The following is a 14,280-nucleotide window of genomic DNA, read 5'->3' as shown; positions in this document are numbered from 1 at the left end:
GCGCGACGTGGCCGGACCGGCCGCGGACGGCCTCAGGGCGCGAACACCTTTCCCGGGTTCAGGATGCCGAGGGGGTCGAACACCCGCGCGATGTCGCGTTGCAGGGCCCACTGGTCGTCGCCCAGCTCGTCGGCCAGCCAGCGCCGCTTGAGCACGCCGATACCGTGCTCGCCGGTGAGGGTGCCGCCCAGCGCGAGCGCCGCGCGGAAGAGCTCCTCGGCGGCCTGCCACACGATCGGGGGCACCTCGGGCCCCTCGAACACGAAGTTGGGGTGCAGGTTGCCGTCGCCCGCGTGGGCGACCGCGGGGATGACGAGGCCGAACTCGCGTTCGATGCGGGCGATCTCGTCGAACATGTCGGGCAGCGCGCTGCGCGGCACCGACACGTCTTCGATGAGGGTCGTGCCGAGGGTCTCCATCGCGGGATGCATCGCGCGCCGCACGGCCAGCAGCGCCTCGCCCTCGGCCGCGTCGGCGGCGACGGTCACCGTTCCACCGGCGGCGCGCAGCACCTCGGCGACCGCGCGCGCTTCATCGACGGCAACGGGTCCGTCGGTCTGCACGGTCAGCTGAGCGGCACCGGCGACGGGGGCCGGCAGAGACAGCAGGCGATGCACGGCCGCGAGGCTCGTGGCATCCATCAACTCCATGATCGCGGGCTGGATCCCGGATGCCGTGACCGCCGCCGACGCGACGGCGGCGGCCCGCACACCCTCGAACAGGGCCGTCAGAGTGACGCGCTCGCCCTCGACGAGGCGACGGAGCTTGAGCGTCGCGCCGACGACGACACCGAGCGTGCCCTCAGACCCGATGACGAGCGAGGTGAGATCGAGACCCGTGACGCCCTTCACGCTGCGGTGGCCGAGGTGCAGGAGTCGCCCGTCGGCGAGCACGAGGTCGACGCCGAGCACCGCGTCGCGCACGACGCCGTACTTCGCGCACAGCAGGCCGCCGGCGCCGGTGGCGATGTTGCCGCCGACGGTGGAGATCGCGCGGCTCGCGGGATCGGGCGCCCACCACACGCCGTGCGGTTCGAGCTGCGCGTTGAGGTCCGCGTTCACAATGCCGGGTTCGACCACGGCCAGCAGGTCGTCGGGGCGCACCTCGAGCACGCGGTCCATGCCGCGCACCGACAGGCTGATCTCGCCGCCGCCGGTGTTCGCACCTCCCGCGAGGCCGGTGCCCGCGCCGCGCGGCACGACGGGGGTGCGCGTGGCGGTGGCGATGCGCATCACCGCTTGAACGTCGGCGACGGATGCCGCGTGCACGACGGCCAGGGGGAGTCCCTCGGCCGCATGGCCCGACTTGTCGGCCCGCGCGGCCTCGAGCGACGCGGGCGAGGTGTCGACGCGGTCGCCGAGCTCAGCTCGAAGCAATGCGAGGGCCCGGTCGGGCGCGCGGGGAGACGGCGCCTCGGAGGCCGTCCCGTCGGCGATCACGCCAGGCGCCGCCGGCCGTTCAGAGCGCCGAAGGTGACGGCGACGATCGCGAACACGAGGCCGATGAGGGCCTGCCCCATGCTCCACCACGCCACGGTCGCTGCGGCGTAGACGAAGAGCTCGACGATCGCGCGGACGAAGGGGTGCACCGCCAGCACGGCGCGCGGCGAGACGAACAGCGCCCACACGGCGATCGCCAGGACGGGGGCGCCGATGCCGGCGACGATGCTCCAGGGGAAGGGCCACGCGGTGAAGCCCCAGATGGCGAGCGTGATGAAGGCGAAGAGGCCGCAGATGACGCTGCCGATCTCAACCCCCGACGGGCGCGGGCGCATGCCGGGAGCGAGAGGCGCCTGCGCGCGGACGTTCGGAGTGTCGGTCACCCCAGCATTTTACGCGGGCGTCGGGGCACGGCATCCGGGTTCGCTCACCGTCGAGCCGTTCGCGGCGCAGTCATCTCGCGCAGCGCAGGCCCCTGAGCTTGTCGAAGGGCCCGGGCACCCGCGGTGGCCCCGGTGGCTTCGACGGGCCCAGCCACCTCGCGCACCAGCTGAACCCGATGACCTCCACGAGCTCAGCCACCTCCGCTCCGGGTGGAACCTGTGGAGGAACGGTGGATGCCGCGACGCGCGAGGACGCGCGCGTGATACGCGCTACAGTGGCACCGTCGCGACTGGCGTTGAGGTGGGACACCACCGGGGAGCGACCGCTTGACGGTATTCGACCGCACGCCTGGGTCGATGCGGTATCTCCGCGGACTCGCCGAGTCCGCGGCATCCGGAACCATCGTCAAGGAGATCGCATGACCGATCCGTACTTCAACGCCCCTCTCTCGGAGGTCGACCCCGAGATCGCCGAGGTTCTCGAGCGCGAGCTGAACCGTCAGCGCGGATTCCTCGAGATGATCGCGTCGGAGAACTTCGTCCCCGTCTCGGTGCTGCAGTCGCAGGGCTCGGTGCTGACGAACAAGTATGCCGAGGGCTACCCCGGTCGTCGCTACTACGGCGGCTGTGAAGAGGTCGACGTCGCCGAGTCGCTCGCCATCGAGCGCGCGAAGCAGCTGTTCGGCGCCGAGTTCGCCAACGTCCAGCCCCACTCGGGCGCCTCGGCCAACGCCGCGGTGCTGCACGCGATCGCCCGCCCCGGCGACACGCTGCTCGGCCTCGCCCTCGACCAGGGCGGTCACCTCACCCACGGCATGAAGATCAACTTCTCGGGCCGCCTCTACGACATCGTCGCCTACGGCGTCGACCCCGAGACCAGCATCATCGACATGGACGAGGTGCGCCGCCTCGCCCTCGAGCACAAGCCGAAGGTCATCATCGCCGGCTGGTCGGCCTACCCCCGCCAGCTCGACTTCGAGGCGTTCCGCGCGATCGCCGACGAGGTGGGCGCCCTGCTGTGGGTCGACATGGCGCACTTCGCCGGTCTCGTCGCCGCGGGCGTGCACCCCTCTCCGATCCCGCACGCGCACGTCGTCTCGACCACCGTGCACAAGACGATCGGCGGCCCGCGCTCGGGTCTCATCCTCACCAACGACGCCGACCTGGCCAAGAAGATCAACACCGCGGTCTTCCCCGGCCAGCAGGGCGGCCCGCTCATGCACGTCATCGCCGCGAAGGCCACGGCGTTCAAGCTCGCGATGACGCCGGAGTTCAAGGAGCGCCAGGAGCGCACCCTGCGAGGCGCGTCGATCCTCGCCGACCGTCTCACCCAGGACGACGTGAAGAACGCCGGCATCGCCGTGCGCTCGGGCGGCACCGACGTGCACCTCGTGCTCGTCGACCTGCGCGAGGCCGAGATCGACGGCAAGCAGGCCGAAGACCTGCTGCACGACATCCACATCACGGTCAACCGCAACGCGGTGCCGAACGACCCGCGTCCGCCGATGGTGACCTCGGGCCTGCGCATCGGCACCCCGGCGCTCGCGACCCGCGGCTTCGGCGACGCCGAGTTCACCGAAGTCGCCGACATCATCGCGCTCGCGCTGATCCCCGGCGCCGACGTCGAGGCCCTGCGTGCACGCGTCGCGACGCTTGCCGACGCCTTCCCGCTGTACCCCGACCTGCACCAGTGAGCCCCGGCCGGGGCGGGGCTGCTGTTGCGGCCCCGTTCCGGCGGGCGGCCGCGCACACGGCGGGCCGCCCCCATCGACACCCAGGAAGAGGGATGCCATGACGGCGACGATTCTCGACGGTAAAGCCGCGTCGGCGGCGATCAAGGCGGAGCTCACCGAGCGCGTCGCGGCCCTGCGCGCGAAGGGGATCGTCCCCGGTATCGCGACGGTGCTCGTGGGCGCCGACCCCGCCTCTCAGCTTTACGTCGGCATGAAGCACAAGCAGTCCGAGGCGATCGGCATGAACTCCATCCAGGTGGAGCTTCCGGCCGAGTCGACCCAGCAGGAGGTCGAGGCCGTCATCGACCGCCTCAACGCCGACCCGGAATGCCACGGCTACATCGTGCAGCTGCCGTTGCCGAAGCACATCGACACTGACGCGATCCTCGAGCGGATCGATCCGGCCAAGGATGCCGACGGCCTGCACCCCACGAACCTCGGGCGTCTCGTGCTCAACGTCAACGCGCCGATCCACACGCCGCTGCCGTGCACCCCGCGCGGCGTCATCGAGCTGCTGCTGCGCAACGACTACGACCTGAAGGGCAAGGAGGTCGTGGTGGTCGGCCGCGGCGTCACGATCGGCCGCTCGATCGGGCTGCTGCTGACCCGTCGCGAGATCAACGCCACCGTGACCCTCACCCACACCGGCACGGCCGACCTGGCGAAGCACCTGCGCGAGGCCGACGTGATCGTCGCCGCCGCGGGAGTGAAGCACATCGTGCGCGCCACCGACGTCAAGCCGGGTGCCGCGGTGCTCGACGTGGGCGTCACGCGCGAGACCGACCCCGAGACCGGGAAGTCGCGCGTGTTCGGCGACGTGCACCCCGACGTGGCCGAGGTCGCGGGCTTCGTCTCGCCGAACCCCGGCGGGGTCGGACCGATGACCGTGGCCCTGCTGATGACCAACGTCGTCGAGGCGGCCGAGCGGGCGGCATCCGCTTGAGGGTGAACCGCGCGCAAGCGCAGGCTGAACAGCCGTCGCGGCGCGCGCAAGGTGTTCCCCACAGGGAGTCCGACGTGGGATCGTTGATGCATGACTGAGTCCGTGCTGAACGACCTCCTCCGCCGCGTCACCGAGAGCGGCCTGCTCGACGACGCCCAGATCGACGAAGACAGCGTCATCGGGTCGGGACACCTGGATGCCGCCGGCGTCGAGGTGGAGGTCGACCTCGACCCCGAGATCGACGAAGAAGACGCCCCCGACCTCGACGCGATCATGAGCAACCTCAAGGACGTGCTCTCGGTCGGCGAAGAGCGCTGGCGCGCGATCGTCGAAGAGGTCGCGAGCGACATCGAAGACGCCCTGGACGACGACGAGCTCGATGCCGACGTCGACCTGCGCACCGACCTCGAGGCGATCGGCGTGGGCGTGTTCGCCGACGCGATCATCGTGGTCTTCGCCGGTCAGACCTCGTTCCCCGACGCCCTCGTGCACGTGCAGCTCACGCCCGAGCTCGAGGTCGAGGACATCGAGATCATCGGCGACGACGACGAAGACGACGAAGACGAGGACTGACCCTCGACACCACGAAGGGCCGGACGAGCGATCGTCCGGCCCTTCGTCGTTCTCGGGATGCGGTCGGCGCTCAGATGATCGCGGCGCGCAGCTCCGCGGCGGCGGCGCCCACATCGGGGGCGCTGTAGATGGCGCTGCCGGCGACGGCGACCTGGGCGCCCGCCTTCTGCACGTCGGCGATGCTCGACGCGTTGACGCCCCCGGCGACCGAGAACGGCACGCCCGAAGCTTCTCCGTCGCGCAGCAGCGTGGCGAAGGTGAAGCCCTCCTCGGCCTGCTCGTCGAGGCCCGCGTGCATCTCGACGAACTCGACGCCCAGGGCGATGACCTCCTTCGCGCGGGCCGGCTTGTCGGCGACCCCGATGAGGTCGACGACGACGCCCTTGCCGTGCCTCTTGGCGGCGGTGACGGCTCCGACGATCGTGCTGTCTCCGGCGCTTCCGAGCACCGTCACGAGGTCGGCTCCCGCGCCGAAGGCAATGTCGGCCTCGAGCTCGCCGGCATCCATCGTCTTCAGATCGGCGAAGACGATCTTGTCGGGGTGGGCCTTCTTGATGGCGGTGATGGCCGAGAGGCCCTCGCTCTTGATGAGCGGGGTGCCGAGCTCGAGGATGTCGACGTGCGGCGCCGCGGCGGCGGCGAGGTCGAGGGCGGCCTCGGTGGTGAGGGTGTCCATGGCGAACTGCAGCTTCATTGGGGGTCCTGACTGTCGGGGTGGAGGGTCATTCGAGATTCGCGTGGCGGGGCCACAGGTCGTCGGCCGAGAGGCCCGAGCGCTGCCAGAGCGCGTCGAAGATCGCGTCGCCGACGAGCACGACGGCCTGCTCGAACAGACCGCCGGCGTACTGGGTGGATGCCGTGCCCGAGCGAACGAGCTTCGTCGCGGCGGGCACCACGACGAGGGCGTCCGCCGCCCGCCCGAGGGGCGAGTCGGGCGCGGTGGTGATCGCCACGACGCGCGCGCCGACCTCGGCGGCCGTGTCGACGGCGCGGACGATCCCCGTCGTCGTGCCCGAGCCGCTGGCGGTGAGCAGCACGTCGCCGGCGCGGATCGCGGGGGCGGTGGTCTCGCCGACCACGTGCACGGCGAGGCCGAGGTGCATGAGGCGCATCGCCGTCATCTGCAGGGCGAGGCCCGAACGGCCGGCACCGAGGACGAACACGCGGTCGGCGCCGCCCAGCACCTCGAGCACGTCGTCCGCGCCGTCACCGGTGGCGAGGCGGTCGACGACCACGGTCAGCTCGCCCGAGATGCGGCTGAGGGATGCCGCGATGCCGGCGTCGGGGGAGGTCATGTCTCCATGCTTCGCCGGGGGAGCGGAGCGCGTGGCCGGTCGACGGCACAGGTCGACCTACCCGATCGGGTAGGTTCGCCTCCGTCGGCTAGGTTTGGGCGGGTGAAGCCGTCCGCCGAGTTGTCGTCTCCCGCGTCCCGCGCCCTCGTCATCGAGCACGAACGCATCGTCGCCGAGCAGGCCGACCGCCACGCCGTGACGCTCGAATCGGTGCTGGCGATCCTGCGGTCCACGCGTCTCGACGACCGGGCCGCGCGCGCCCTTGCCGTGGAGACCGCGGCCGCCGCGCTCGTCGTGCTGCGGACGTCGACCGATCAGCAGCGCAGCGCCCTGCTCGAGCCCGTCACCGGGGCCTTCGCCCGGTTGCGCACCGACCTCCGTCCGCTCGTTCGACACGGCGACCTCGACGTGCAGTTCGTCGAGCCTCCGGCGACCGGGCGCGCCCTGCCGGGTGAAGTCGCGCACGAGGCGCGGGCGATCGTCCGCAGCGCCGTGCTCGCCCTGCTCGACCGGGGCACTCCGCATCGCGTGCGCATCCAGTGGGACTGCGATGGACTGAACCTGCTCATCGGCATCCGCGACGACGGCGCGGGCACCCTCACCGCTCATGACGACTCGCTGGGGCCGATCGTCGAGCGGGTCAGTGCGCTCAACGGGGCGTTCGATGTCGCCTCGACCCCCGGGTGGGGCTCGGAACTGTCGGTCGTGCTGCCGCTCGATCCGCCCCCGCGCCCCGACTTCCTCGACGAGGCGGTCGACCTCAGCCCCCGCGAGAGCGAGGTGCTCAGCCTGATCGTCGCGGGCTCACGCAACCGCGCCATCGCCGAACGCCTCGGCATCAGCGAGAACACCGCGAAGTTCCACGTGTCGAACCTGCTGCGCAAAGCCGGCGTCTCCACACGAGCCGAGCTCGCGGCGCTCGGAACGGCGCGCGCTCAGTAGCTATCGCGCTGCGCCGTGCGCCCGGTGACGAACCGAGCCGTCAGCGCCTCGGACGCGCGGGCGAGCAGGGCCACGTCGGCGCCGACCGCGACGAAATCCGCGCCGGCGTCGAGGTAGGCCTCGGCCACCACGGGGTCGAAGGCGTTGACGCCGACCGGGGTCCCGGCATCCTTCGCAGCCGCGAACACGTGGTGCACCGCCGCGACGACGTCGGGGTGCGACTGCTGGCCGAGCAGACCCATCGAGGCCGAGAGGTCGCTGGGGCCGACGAAAACGGCATCCACCCCCTCGACCGCGGCGATGTCGGCGGCGTTGTCGACGCCCGTCGTCGTCTCGATCTGCACCGTGAGAGAGACGTGCTCGGCGGCCCCGGCGAGGTAGCCGTCGACGCGGTTCCAGCGGGCGCTGCGGGCGAGGGCGCTGCCGACTCCGCGCACGCCCTGCGGCGGATACCGCGTGGCGGCGACCGCGGCGCGCGCCTCGTCGGCGGTCGAGATCATGGGCACGATGAGGTTCTGCGCGCCCAGGTCGAGCACCCGCTTGATGGTCACGGGGTCGTTCCAGGGCACGCGCACGACCGGGGTGACCGGGTAGGCCGCGGCCACCTGCAGCTGGGTCAGCACCGACTCGAGCGAGGTCGCGGAGTGCTCCATATCGAGCAGCAGCCAGTCGAGGCCCGAGCCCGCGGCGACCTCGGTGATCGTGGCGTTGCCCGAGCACACCCACATGCCCGCGAGGGGGCGGTCGGATGCCGAGAGGGCCGAGCGGAAGGTCGGGGTCAGACGAAGCGGCACGAGATCGTTCCCATCGGTCCGTAGTCGCACAGCACGTCGTCGCCCTGCGACACCCACATCGGGCGCGTGAACGATCCTGCCAGGATGATCTCGCCCGCCTCCAGGCGCGCGCCGTGCTGGTGGAACTTGTTCGCCAGCCACGCCACGCCCGTCGCCGGGTGGCCGAGAACGCCCGCGGCGACGCCGGTCTCTTCGATCTCGCCGTTGCGGCTCAGCACGCCCGGAACCCAGCGCAGGTCGATCTCGTCGGGGCGCTTGCGCACGTCGCCGAGCACCATCGCCCCGTAGGCGGCGTTGTCGCTGATCGTGTCGACGATGGTGCGGCCCTCGAGTTCGATGTGCGAGTTGAGCACCTCGAGTGCGGGCACGGCGTAGTCGATCGCGGCGAGGGCGTCGTCGAGCGTGCAGTCGGGGCCTTCGAGCGGGGTCTTCAGCACGAACGCCAGCTCGACCTCGATGCGCACGTTCGAGAACAGCGCGACCGGGATCTCGTCTCCCGAGCGGTACACGGTGTCGTCGAACATCACGCCGTAGTCGGGCTCGGTGATGCCCGTCGCCTGCTGCATCGCCTTCGACGTCAGGCCGATCTTGCGCCCGACGAGGGTGCGCCCCGCGGCGATCTGCGTATCGCGCCAGCGGCCCTGGATCGCGTAGGAGTCTTCGACCACGGCATCCGGATACCTCGCCGTGATCCGCGGGATCACCGCGTGCGCGCGGTCGGCCTCGGCGAGCTCGGCCGCGATGGCGTCGATCTGTGCGTCGGTGAGCATGGGGTCTCCTTGGTCGGTCTGACGAACCTCGTCCCACTTTCGGTGGAGCGTGTCCCGAATTCGGCTGGCTGAGAGGGGCTCAGACCGCCAAAAGTGGGACAGGGGTGGGCGGGGACGGCCTACGGCTGTGCGCACGTCCCACTTATGGCGGCGCGTGTCCCGATTGTGGCTACTTCGACGGCGCTCAGGCCGCCGAAAGTGGGACATGGGTGGGCGGGCGCTGGCGCTGGCTGGGCGGGCAGGGCGGCGGCTTACAGCTGGTTGCCCAGCTTGAACTCGCCGGCGCCGACCTCTTCGGGGGCGCGGGTGTAGCTGAAGCCGTCGGCGCCGATGGTCACGGCCATCTCGCTCGAGTCGGTGCGGGCGCGCACCGGCTGCGGGTTGCCATCGAGGTCGAGCACGAGCGAGCCCTCGGTGTACCACGACGGCACGACGGGGTTGCCCCACCAGTCGCGGCGCTGGTTGTCGTGCACGTCCCACGTGACGACCGGGTTGTCGGGGTCGCCGGTGTAGTAGTCCTGCGTGTAGATCTCGACGCGGTGGCCGTCGGGATCGCGCAGGTACAGGTAGAACGCGTTCGAGACGCCGTGGCGGCCGGGGCCTCGCTCGATGGCATCCGAGCGGCGGAGGGCGCCGAGCTTGTCGCAGATCGAGAGGATGTTGTGCTTCTCATGCGTGGCGAAGCACACGTGATGCATGCGGGGCCCGTCGCCGCCGGTCATGGCGGTGTCGTGCACGGTGGGCTTGCGGCGCATCCACGCCGCGTAGACGACGCCCTCTTCGTCTTGGATGTCTTCGGTCACGCGGAAACCGAGCGACTGCATGAAGTTCACCGCGCGGGGCACGTCAGGGGTGATCTGGTTGAAGTGGTCCAGGCGCACGAGCTCGCCGGGGGAGTACAGGTCGTAGCGCCACGACAGGCGCTCCTGGTGCTCGGTGTCGAAGAAGAACTCGTACGGGAAGCCGAGGGGATCGACCACGCGCACCGAGTCGCCGATGCCCTCGGTGAATCCGTTGGGCTCGCGGCGCACCTCGCAGCCGAGCTCCTCGTAGAAGGCGACGGCCTTGTCGAGGTCTTCTGCGCTGCGCACGCGGTACGAGAAGGCGGCGACGGCCGCGACGGGGCCCTGGCGAAGCACCAGGTTGTGGTGGATGAACTCCTCGGTCGAACGGAGGTAGATCGCCTCGTCGTTCTCTTCGGTGATGTGCAGGCCCAGGATGTCGACGTAGAAGACACGGGATGCCGCGAGGTCGGTCACCACGAGCTCCATGTACGCACAGCGCAGGATGTCGGGCGCGGGCGAGGTGGGCGTGGGGATGGGGTCCGAGGCCTCGATGGGAGCCTCCTGCGAGACGAAGAATCCCGACGAGGTGCGGGTCATCTGGCTGCGGTCTGTCATCTCAGGCTCCCTTGCCGAAGGTGGGGTTGTGGGCGGGGCCGAGCGTGATGTGCACGGCCTGCTGGTCGGTGTAGAAGTCGATCGAGCGGTAGCCGCCCTCGTGGCCGAGGCCCGAGGCCTTCACCCCGCCGAAGGGCGTGCGCAGGTCGCGGACGTTGTTCGAGTTGAGCCACACCATGCCGGCCTCGACGTTCTGCGCGAACAGGTGCGCGCGTTTGAGGTCGTTGGTCCACACGTACGCGGCCAGGCCGTACTTCGTGTCGTTCGCGAGCGCCAGGGCCTCCTCATCGGTGTCGAAGGGGGTGATCGCCACGACCGGGCCGAAGATCTCCTCCTGGAAGATGCGCGCGTCGGATGCGACGTCGGCGAACACGGTGGGGCGCACGAAGTTGCCCTCGTCGAAGCCCTCGGGGCGACCGCCGCCGGCGACCAGGCGTCCCTCGGTCTTGCCGAGCTCGACGTACGACATGACCTTGGCGTAGTGCTCGGGGTGCACCAGGGCGCCCACCTCGGTGTCGGGGTCGTCGGGGAAGCCGACCTTCACGCGATCGGCCTGAGCGGCGTAGCGCTCGACGAACTCGTCGTAGACCTCGCGCTGCACGAGGATGCGGCTGCCCGCGGTGCAGCGCTCGCCGTTGAGCGAGAAGACTCCGAAGATGGTCGCGTCGATCGCGGCGTCGAGGTCGGCGTCGGCGAACACGATCGCCGGGCTCTTGCCGCCCAGCTCCATCGACAGGCCCTTCAGGAAGGGCGCCGCGTTGGCGAAGATCAACTGCCCCGTCGAGCTCTCGCCGGTGAACGAGATCAGCGGCACCTCGGGGTGCTTCACGAGCGCGTCGCCGGCGTCTTCGCCGAGGCCGTTGACGAGGTTGAACACGCCCTCGGGCAGTCCCGCCTCCTCGAAGATGCCGGCCCACAGCGACGCCGACAGGGGAGTGAACTCGGCGGGCTTGAGCACCACCGTGTTGCCGGTGGCAAGGGCCGGACCCAGCTTCCACGACTCGAGCATGAAGGGGGTGTTCCACGGCGTGATGAGGCCGGCGACGCCGATCGGCTTGCGGTTGACGTAGTTGAGCTGGCGACCGGGCACCTTGAAGGCGTCGTCGGTCTGGGCCACGATCAGGTCGGCGAAGAAGCGGAAGTTCTCGGCCGCGCGCCGCGCCTGGCCGAGCGCCTGGGTGATCGGCAGGCCGGAGTCGAACGACTCGAGCTCGGCGAGGCGCTCGTCGCGCGATTCGACGATGTCGGCGATGCGGTGCAGCACGCGCGAGCGCTCGCGCGCCTGCATCCGGGGCCAGGGTCCCTCGGTGAAGGCCTTGCGCGCAGCGGCGACGGCGAGGTCGATGTCGGCCTTCTTTCCCGCGGCGGCCTGCAGGTAGGTCTGGTTGGTCACCGGGTCGAGAACGTCGAAGGTGTCGCCGTCGACCGAGTCGACGAAGCGGCCCCCGATGTAGTGCTGGATGCGCTCGGGCAGATCGGCCGGGATCCGGCGGGCGGTGGTGAGCGGGGTGGTCATGGGTGCTCCTTCGGTGAAGAGGGGTGGATGCCGGGTGGCAGGCGATCCGCGACGGCGATGTCGTCGGGGCGCGGGGTCATGGCATCCGGAACTGTCTTTCGAGGTCAGAAAGCGGGAAGGCCAAGCACCTGGTCGGGGTGCTCGTGGATCATGTACGCGTCGAGGGTGGCCGAGCGGTGGCGGCGCGAGACCTTCTCGATCTCGGCCAGGGGAGCGCCGTTCTCGATGAGCACGAGGATGTTCTCGTGCTCGCGCACCGACTCCGCGGCGCGGCCCGGCACGAAGCTGAACGTCGAATCGCGCAGGTGCCCCAGGCGCGCCCACTCGGCCTGCACGAGCTCGAGCATGCGCGGGTTGGCGCACTTCTCGAACAGGATCGCGTGGAACTCCTGGTTGAGCGCGGTGAAGGCGCGCGGGTCGAAGTGCTCGAGCGTCTCGACCATCAGCTCGTTGACCTGGCGGGCGCGGCGCACGTCGTCGTGGGTGAGCGCGCGGGCCGACAGGGCGGTGGCGGCCCCCTCGAGCAGGCTGAGGGCCTGCATGCTGAAGCGGTAGGCGGTGTCGTCGACCATCGACACGCGCGCGCCGACGTTGCGCTCGAACATCACCAGGCCCTCGGCCTCGAGCTGGCGGATGGCCTCGCGCACGGGCACGACGCTCATGTCGAGCTCACCGGCGATCGAGCCGAGCACGAGGCGGTAGCCGGGGGTGAACTCCTGCGACGCGATGCGCTGCTTGATCCACTGGTACGCCTGCTGCGACTTGCTCTTGGTGGTCGTCACGTCTTTCACTTCCCGACCTCGCTTTCGTAGCGCGCGCGCCATTCCGCGTTCATCGGGAAGAGCCCCTCGATCGGGTGCCCGGATGCCACCTGCGCGGCGATCCACGCGTCTTCGGCCTCTTGCGCGAGGGCGGCGTCGACCACCTCTTCGGCGATCCCCGGCGGGATGACGATCACGCCGTCGCCGTCGCCCACGAGGACGTCGCCGGGCTCGACGGTCGTGCCGCCGCAGCCCACGGCCACGTCGGTCTCCCACGGCACGTGGCGGCGGCCGAGCACGGCCGGGTGCGCCCCGGCGGTGAAGACGGGGATGCCGACCGCGGCCACGGCTTCGGCGTCGCGAACCCCGCCGTCGGTGACGATGGCCGCAGCCCCCCGGGCGTGCGCGCGGATCGCGAGAATGTCGCCGAGCGTGCCGGAGCCGGTCTCGCCGCGGGCCTCGATGACGATGACCTCGCCCGCGCCGACCGCGTCGAACGCGCGCTTCTGGGCGTTCTGTCCGCCGCCGTGCGAGGCGAAGAGGTCTTCGCGGTGGGGGACGAAGCGCAGCGTCCGCGCCGTGCCGACGAAGCGGCTGCCGGGGGTGAGCGGGCGCACACCGTCGATGGTGACGTCGTTGAGGCCGCGCTTGCGCAGCTGCCCGCTGAGGGCGGCGACGGGGACGCGCGAGAGCTTGTCGCGCAGGGCGGGGGAGAGGGCGGGGGCCGGGGTCGCGGCATCCGTTGCCTTTCCGCCGGCGTCAGTGACGTCGCCGGTGCGGGGCGGGGCGGCATCCGTCACCAAAACAGGGGATGCGACGGGAACAGGCTGATTCGCCGGGGTTTCTCCTGTTCCGGTGACATCGCCTGTTCTCGTGGCAGCGGCAGCGGCGGCGGCCGCCCCGGCCGAGCCCCACGCCTCTGTGCGCTGGGTGTCGTCGACCGCGGGGAGCGAGCCGATCGCGGGGTCGAACGACTGCGCGCCCTGGGTCACGGTCGTGCGGAGGCGGCCGGTCGTGAGGGCGCCGGCATCCACCTGCACCTCCACCACGTCGCCCGGGACGACCACCGACGAGCCGGCGGGGGTGCCGGTGAGGATCACGTCACCGGTCTCGAGGGTGAAGTGCTGCGAGAGGTCGGCGACGATCTGGGCGAGCGAGAAGATGAGGCCCGCGGTCGAGTCGTCCTGCACGAGGTCGCCGTTCACCCAGGTGCGCAGGCGCAGGGCGGTGGGATCCACCTCGCGGGCGTCGATGAGCGCGGGGCCGAGCGGGGTGTATCCGTCGCCGCCCTTGGAGCGGACGTTCGAGCCCTTGTCGTTCGCGCGGAGGTCGTAGAGACCGAAGTCATCGGCGGCGGTGACGGATGCCACGTGCGACCACGCGGCATCCGGAGTCACCCATCGCGCCGGCTCGCCGATGACGAGCGCGATCTCACCCTCGAACGCGAGCAGCTCGGTGCCCGCGGGGCGCACGATTTCGGACCCGGATGCCGCGAGCGAGCTCGACGGCTTGAAGAAGTACGACGGGGCGGCCGGTCGACGACCGCGCTGATCGGCGCGCGAGCCGTACGACAGGTGGACGGCCACGATCTTGCCCGGGCGACCGCCGAGGACGGTGAACCGGGGGTCGGTGGTGTCGTTCATGAAGCTCCCTTGCGTCGTATCCGAAATCGTATACGATGACGAACGCCCCAGCAACACCGCGCCTCGTCGCCGACGACGACGTCCCGGG

14 protein-coding genes and 1 riboswitch are annotated in these 14,280 nt (G+C 70.8%); of the genes, 4 read left to right on the top strand and 10 right to left on the bottom strand.

Annotation, left to right across the window (positions count from 1 at the left end; translation table 11 throughout):
• Window positions 1-32 precede the first annotated feature (32 nt).
• Window positions 33-1,439, bottom strand: coding sequence for an FAD-binding oxidoreductase (locus tag M3667_RS03050; RefSeq protein WP_251504749.1), 1,407 nt, complete (start codon window positions 1,437-1,439; stop codon window positions 33-35).
• The gene (locus tag M3667_RS03045) at window positions 1,436-1,822 is read right to left on the bottom strand and encodes a YrdB family protein (RefSeq protein ID WP_186325400.1); all 387 of its coding nucleotides are present in this window, start codon (window positions 1,820-1,822) and stop codon (window positions 1,436-1,438) included. Before M3667_RS03045 ends, M3667_RS03050 begins: the two co-directional genes overlap by 4 nt.
• Window positions 1,823-2,098: 276 nt before the next feature.
• A riboswitch (ZMP/ZTP riboswitch) is annotated at window positions 2,099-2,184 on the top strand.
• Between the two features lie 57 nt (window positions 2,185-2,241).
• Between M3667_RS03045 and glyA the strand changes: the two genes are divergently transcribed.
• From glyA to M3667_RS03030, 3 genes are all read left to right on the top strand, one after another.
• Complete coding sequence (gene glyA / locus M3667_RS03040; protein WP_251504747.1) at window positions 2,242-3,516, top strand: serine hydroxymethyltransferase; 1,275 nt, start codon at window positions 2,242-2,244, stop codon at window positions 3,514-3,516.
• A gap of 97 nt (window positions 3,517-3,613) precedes the next feature.
• Entirely contained in the window at window positions 3,614-4,498 is an 885-nt protein-coding gene (locus tag M3667_RS03035) for a bifunctional methylenetetrahydrofolate dehydrogenase/methenyltetrahydrofolate cyclohydrolase (protein ID WP_251504745.1), read from the top strand.
• A 90-nt stretch (window positions 4,499-4,588) separates the two neighbouring features.
• Entirely contained in the window at window positions 4,589-5,071 is a 483-nt protein-coding gene (locus M3667_RS03030) for a cytochrome C5 (protein ID WP_251504743.1), read from the top strand.
• 70 nt (window positions 5,072-5,141) lie between these two features.
• On the opposite strand, the gene hxlA is transcribed toward M3667_RS03030, so the two are convergent.
• Both hxlA and hxlB read right to left on the bottom strand, forming a co-directional pair.
• On the bottom strand, window positions 5,142-5,765 hold the full coding sequence (hxlA, locus tag M3667_RS03025) for a 3-hexulose-6-phosphate synthase (protein WP_251504739.1): 624 nt from the start codon (window positions 5,763-5,765) through the stop codon (window positions 5,142-5,144).
• A 28-nt stretch (window positions 5,766-5,793) separates the two neighbouring features.
• Window positions 5,794-6,366 carry a 6-phospho-3-hexuloisomerase gene (gene hxlB / locus M3667_RS03020; protein ID WP_251504736.1) on the bottom strand — a complete coding sequence of 191 codons (573 nt, stop codon included), beginning with the start codon at window positions 6,364-6,366 and terminating at the stop codon, window positions 5,794-5,796.
• Between the two features lie 102 nt (window positions 6,367-6,468).
• Here hxlB and M3667_RS03015 point away from each other — a divergent pair, with 102 nt between their 5' ends.
• The gene (locus M3667_RS03015) at window positions 6,469-7,308 is read left to right on the top strand and encodes a helix-turn-helix transcriptional regulator (RefSeq protein WP_251504734.1); all 840 of its coding nucleotides are present in this window, start codon (window positions 6,469-6,471) and stop codon (window positions 7,306-7,308) included.
• On the opposite strand, the gene M3667_RS03010 is transcribed toward M3667_RS03015, so the two are convergent.
• From M3667_RS03010 to M3667_RS02985, 6 genes are all read right to left on the bottom strand, one after another.
• Complete coding sequence (locus M3667_RS03010) at window positions 7,302-8,102, bottom strand: aldolase/citrate lyase family protein (protein WP_251504731.1); 801 nt, start codon at window positions 8,100-8,102, stop codon at window positions 7,302-7,304. The two genes, M3667_RS03015 and M3667_RS03010, sit on opposite strands and share 7 nt — an antisense overlap.
• A complete protein-coding gene (locus M3667_RS03005) occupies window positions 8,087-8,872 on the bottom strand; it encodes a fumarylacetoacetate hydrolase family protein (RefSeq protein WP_074694057.1) in 786 nt (261 codons plus the stop codon). Before M3667_RS03005 ends, M3667_RS03010 begins: the two co-directional genes overlap by 16 nt.
• 251 nt (window positions 8,873-9,123) lie before the next feature.
• Window positions 9,124-10,272, bottom strand: a complete 1,149-nt coding sequence (gene hpaD, locus M3667_RS03000; RefSeq protein ID WP_251504728.1) for a 3,4-dihydroxyphenylacetate 2,3-dioxygenase — start codon at window positions 10,270-10,272, stop codon at window positions 9,124-9,126.
• A 1-nt stretch (window position 10,273) separates the two neighbouring features.
• Window positions 10,274-11,788, bottom strand: coding sequence for a 5-carboxymethyl-2-hydroxymuconate semialdehyde dehydrogenase (hpaE, locus tag M3667_RS02995; RefSeq protein WP_251504725.1), 1,515 nt, complete (start codon window positions 11,786-11,788; stop codon window positions 10,274-10,276).
• Window positions 11,789-11,892: 104 nt separating this feature from the next.
• Entirely contained in the window at window positions 11,893-12,612 is a 720-nt protein-coding gene (locus M3667_RS02990) for a GntR family transcriptional regulator (RefSeq protein WP_251504722.1), read from the bottom strand.
• Entirely contained in the window at window positions 12,576-14,192 is a 1,617-nt protein-coding gene (locus M3667_RS02985; RefSeq protein WP_251504720.1) for a fumarylacetoacetate hydrolase family protein, read from the bottom strand. The genes M3667_RS02990 and M3667_RS02985 overlap by 37 nt, the downstream gene beginning before the upstream one ends.
• Between the last annotated feature and the right edge of the window lie 88 nt (window positions 14,193-14,280).

The organism is Microbacterium sp. P26 (assembly GCF_023712585.1).
GTDB lineage: Bacteria > Actinomycetota > Actinomycetes > Actinomycetales > Microbacteriaceae > Microbacterium > Microbacterium algihabitans_A.
This window is presented reverse-complemented; position numbering and strand designations above follow the sequence as displayed.

Excerpts from the sequence above, each read along its gene's own strand:
- glyA (WP_251504747.1), top strand. The coding sequence starts at position 2,242 with ATGACCGATCCGTACTTCAACGCCCCTCTCTCGGAGGTCGACCCCGAG.
- M3667_RS03035 (WP_251504745.1), top strand. The coding sequence starts at position 3,614 with ATGACGGCGACGATTCTCGACGGTAAAGCCGCGTCGGCGGCGATCAAG.
- M3667_RS03030 (WP_251504743.1), top strand. The coding sequence starts at position 4,589 with ATGACTGAGTCCGTGCTGAACGACCTCCTCCGCCGCGTCACCGAGAGC.
- hxlA (WP_251504739.1), bottom strand. The coding sequence starts at position 5,765 with ATGAAGCTGCAGTTCGCCATGGACACCCTCACCACCGAGGCCGCCCTC.
- hxlB (WP_251504736.1), bottom strand. The coding sequence starts at position 6,366 with ATGACCTCCCCCGACGCCGGCATCGCGGCATCCCTCAGCCGCATCTCG.
- M3667_RS03005 (WP_074694057.1), bottom strand. The coding sequence starts at position 8,872 with ATGCTCACCGACGCACAGATCGACGCCATCGCGGCCGAGCTCGCCGAG.
- hpaD (WP_251504728.1), bottom strand. The coding sequence starts at position 10,272 with ATGACAGACCGCAGCCAGATGACCCGCACCTCGTCGGGATTCTTCGTC.
- hpaE (WP_251504725.1), bottom strand. The coding sequence starts at position 11,788 with ATGACCACCCCGCTCACCACCGCCCGCCGGATCCCGGCCGATCTGCCC.
- M3667_RS02990 (WP_251504722.1), bottom strand. The coding sequence starts at position 12,612 with ATGGCGCGCGCGCTACGAAAGCGAGGTCGGGAAGTGAAAGACGTGACG.
- M3667_RS02985 (WP_251504720.1), bottom strand. The coding sequence starts at position 14,192 with ATGAACGACACCACCGACCCCCGGTTCACCGTCCTCGGCGGTCGCCCG.